Source organism: Phenylobacterium sp. (assembly GCF_031412415.1).
Lineage (GTDB): Bacteria > Pseudomonadota > Alphaproteobacteria > Caulobacterales > Caulobacteraceae > Phenylobacterium.
In genome coordinates, this window is record NZ_JANOCX010000288.1 from 1 (window position 1) to 4,140 (window position 4,140).

At 68.5% G+C, this 4,140-nt stretch carries 4 protein-coding genes; all 4 read right to left on the minus strand.

Going from position 1 to position 4,140, the window contains the following annotated elements; translation table 11 throughout:
• Positions 1-3: 3 nt before the first annotated feature.
• Entirely contained in the window at positions 4-963 is a 960-nt protein-coding gene (locus tag RMO04_RS13930) for a type II secretion system F family protein (RefSeq protein WP_309645372.1), read from the minus strand.
• Positions 963-2,348: a CpaF family protein gene (locus tag RMO04_RS13935; RefSeq protein WP_309645373.1), complete on the minus strand. Its 1,386-nt coding sequence runs from the start codon at positions 2,346-2,348 to the stop codon at positions 963-965. Before RMO04_RS13935 ends, RMO04_RS13930 begins: the two co-directional genes overlap by 1 nt.
• Positions 2,348-3,523: an AAA family ATPase gene (locus RMO04_RS13940; RefSeq protein ID WP_309645374.1), complete on the minus strand. Its 1,176-nt coding sequence runs from the start codon at positions 3,521-3,523 to the stop codon at positions 2,348-2,350. The genes RMO04_RS13935 and RMO04_RS13940 overlap by 1 nt, the downstream gene beginning before the upstream one ends.
• Before the next feature lie 31 nt (positions 3,524-3,554).
• The coding region (locus RMO04_RS13945; protein WP_405041507.1) for a type II and III secretion system protein family protein at positions 3,555-4,140 on the minus strand (586 nt) is incomplete at its 5' end.

A 4,140-nucleotide genomic window follows, 5' to 3' on the forward strand; every position in this document is an offset into this window, starting at 1 on the left:
ACATCAGATCCGCATGGCGACCATCTTGCGCATGATCAGGTTGCCGATGACGATCCAGACCGCGAACCCGCTCAGCCCCATCTGGATGAACGGCTCGTGGATGACATCGCCATAGAAGTCGGGCGCCAGGATCATGATGGCGCCGACGGCCACCAGGGGCGCCGAGCTGAGGATCGCGGCCGAGACCCGACCTTCGGCGGACGCCGCCTTGATCTTCAAGCGCATGCGCTGGCGTTCGCGCACGGTGTTGGCGTTGAGCTTCAGCAGACCGGTCAGGTTGCCGCCGGCCCGCTCCTGCAGCCTGACGGTGGCGGCGAACAGATCGACATCGGGATGCCGACAGCGCTGGGACATCCGCTCGACGGCCTGTTCCAGGGTGGCCCCATAGGCGATCTCGTCGGCCGCCATGCCGAACTCGGAGCCGATCGGGTCGCTCATCTCGCGGCCGACCAGGGCGATCGCCGTGGGCACCGGGTGCCCGGCCTCCAGGCTGCGCACGATGATCTCCAGGCCTTGCGGAAGCTGATTGCCCAGCGCCGTCGCCCGGCGACCGGCCATGACCTTGAGGAAGACGATCGGCAGTCCCGACGCGCAGAGCAGCGCGGCGACAGGGATGGCGAAGATCGACCGGGTCGCCAGGAACCCCATGGCGCCGCCCACCACGGCGACGGCCAGCACGGAGATCAACCAGCGCCGCGCGTCGTAGGGCACGCCGGATCGCACGATCAGTCCGCCCAACCACGCCCAGCCACCCTTGGTGTCGCCGGAGGCCGTCAGGCCGCGCTGCTTGCGCAGTTCGACCACCAGTTCGGCGATGCCGCCGGTCCGCTCGGCCAGGATCAGGCGGCGGTTGACCTTGCGCTTCTGCTGAGCGGTCCGGGCCAGGCCGATGGCGGCCTGCGCCGCGGCGAACACGGTGGCGAACACCAGGATTAGGTAGACCCAGGCGACGTCGACCTGCATCAGCCCAACGCCCGTGACGGATCGAAATTGGCCACATCATAGGCGATGCCCCGCCGGATCATCTCGTCCAGGCACTTGGGGCGCAGCCCGGTGGCGCGGAACTCACCGTGCACCGCGCCGTCGGCGGTGGTGTGCGTGCGATTAAAGGCGAAGATCTCCTGCATCTGCACCACCTGGCCCTCCATGCCGGTGATCTCGGTGACGCTCATCACTTTCCGCTTGCCGTCAGAAAGCCGCATGACCTGGACGATCATGCCAATCGCCGAGGCGATCTGCCCGCGCGTGCTTTCCGGCGTCAGACGCATGCCCGACATGGCCACCATCTGCTCCAGGCGGGTGATGGCGTCGCGGGGCGTGTTGGCGTGGATGGTGGCCATGGAGCCCTCGTGGCCGGTGTTCATGGCCTGGAGCATGTCGAAGGCCTCCTCGCCGCGCACCTCGCCCAGGATCACTCGGTCGGGGCGCATCCGCAGGGCGTTCTTGACCAGCTCGCGCTGGCGGATCTCGCCCTTGCCCTCGATGTTGGGCGGGCGGGTCTCCATGCGCACCACGTGGGGCTGCTGCATCTGAAGCTCGGCGGCGTCCTCGATGGTGATCAGGCGCTCGCCGTGGCTGATCGCCGCCGACAGGGCGTTCAGCATGGTGGTCTTGCCCGAACCCGTGCCGCCCGAGATCACCGTCGAGACCCGCGCCCTGATCGCCCCGTGCAGGAAGTCGGCGACGCACTGGGGCATGGCGCCGACGTCCACCAGCTTGTCCAGGGTGTAGGGCTTCTTGGAGAACTTGCGGATCGACACGCAGGCGCCGTCGATGGCGACGGGGGCTATGGCGGCGTTGACGCGGCTGCCGTCGGGCAGGCGGGCGTCGACCATGGGTGAGCTCTCGTCGATCCGGCGGCCGACGCCGGCGACGATGCGGTTGATGATCCGCAGCAGATGGTCGTTATCGCGGAACCTGACCGGCGTCGGCTCCAGCTCACCGCGCCGCTCCACATAGACCTGGAACGGCCCGTTGATCAGGATGTCGTTGACGCTGTCGTCCTTCAGCAACGGCTCGATGGGTCCCAGGCCCACCATCTCGTCGTGGACCGAGGCGCCCAGTTCCTCCAGCTCATTGGTGTTGAGCATCAGGCGCTCGTCGCGGGCGAAGTCGACGACCAGGGACAGGACCTGCTTGCGCAGCTCCCCCTCGGCAAGCTTCTCCAGCTTGGAGAGATCCAGCTCTTCGATCAGCCGGGCGTGAAGCTTCATCTTCACGTCCAGCATCTTGTTCTCGGAATTACGTTGGTCGCTCGACTCGGACGGCGGCGGCGGCGCGGCGTCGAGAACGATCGCCGGATCGCTGGACGCGGGCGCGGCGGGTTTGGTGAGGTTGAAGCGACCCATCAGGCGGCCCGCCGAGACCAGCCGGCGCGGCGGTCGGTCACCCCAAGCACGCGGTCGATCAGCACCGCAACGTCGCGCACGATCTTCGATTTCGGCCGATACTGGCTGATCGGGCCGCCCAGGTTGACGGACGCCGCGGCGGCCTCCCAATCGGAGCTGATGCTGGCCTCCGTCTTGCGCTCCAGGGCCCGCTCGGCCTCGGCGGTCGAGGGTGTCGGGCCGAACATCCGGCTGGCCAGGCGGTTGAGCACGATACGGGCCTTGCGGCCGACCGGCAGCGCCGCCTCGATCTCCTCGGAGAGCGAACGGGCCGCCAGCAGGGCCGGCACGGTCAGTTCGGAAATCACTAGAACCTCGTCGGCGCCGGACAGCACTTCCTGCGACCAGGGGCGTCGATGACGCGGCATGTCGATGATCACGAACTCATAGGCGTCGCAGGCGATCTCCAGGATCCGCAGCACGGCCTCGCGGGAGATCAGATCGAAGGCCACCGGGTCTCGCGGACAGGCCAACAGATCGAGACCCTTGGAGATGGGGGTGGTGAAGGCCGCCAGCAGGGCCGCGTCCATCCGCTCCGCGGCCTGTCCGAACTGCGACAGCCCCATGGCCGGCGTCGCCGCCAGATAGGCCGAGGTCGCGCCGTCGGCCAGGTGCAGGTCGATCAGGCAGACCCCCTGATCCTTGGTCGTGCGCCCGGCCAAGGCGCTGGCGATCTCGATGGCCAGGGTCGTGGCCCCTGCCCCGCCCACCGCGCCGACGACGGCCCAGCAGCGCGAGGCGTGGCTCGACGTGGCGGCCTGTTCCGCGCCAGCCCCGTCCAGCAAGGCATAGATCGTCGCCTGAAGTTGTTCGTCGGTGAACGGAGCCTCCAGTACGTCGGAATGCTTCATCCGCATCAGGGCGCGGACCAGGTTCGCCGGCAGCCTCTGGCCCAGCATCAGGGTCGGAGGCGCTCCAGGCATGGTCGCCAGACCCTCGAACGCCTGGCCCAAGGCCGCGGGATCGGCGGCGTCGGCGTCGATCAGGATCAGGTCGACCATGGCGGGACGCAGGTCGGTCAAGCGCTCGAGCCCGGCGACCTCGAAGGCGGCGCCGAACAGCGGCCCGCGGGCCAAGGGCGCGAGCGTCGTCCCGATGGCCAGGACACGGCGGCCAAGCAGGCTCCAGTGAGTCATTGCGGGGGCCTCGCGACACGCTGCATGGGGGTCATCCGCGGGGCGACTTGCCGCTCACGGGGGCGGCCAGGGGCTGGTCCAGCGACAAGCCGTTGAGGATCAAGTCGATCGCGCTCGCCTCCTGCCCCCGGAAGGGATCGGGCTGATTGGCGGGCTGCAGGTCCGCGGCCGTCGCCAGCCTGGGCGTGATGATCACCACCAACTCGGTCTCGGCGCGCCGCCACCGCGCGGACCTGAACAGGCTTCCCAGGATCGGCACATCGCCCGCGCCCGGCAGCTGGCGGACCTGGTTGACGTAGTCCTGCTGGAAAAGGCCCGCGACCGCGAAGGCTTCGCCATCCTTCAGTTCGACGGTCGTCTCGGTCCGGCGCACCACCAGGCTCGGAATCTCGAAGCCCTGGATGCGAAGGTTGTTGTTGTGGTCGAGTTGGCTGACCTCCGGCGCGACCAGCATGCGGATCAGGCCGTTGTCCTGCACGGTCGGCTGGAAATCGAGCTTCACCCCGAACTCGCGGAACTCGATGGTGATGTTGTCGCGGCCTGAAGGCACCGGGAACGGAAACTCGCCGCCGGCCAGGAAGCTCGCCTTCTGTCCGGACAGCGCGACCAGGTTCGGG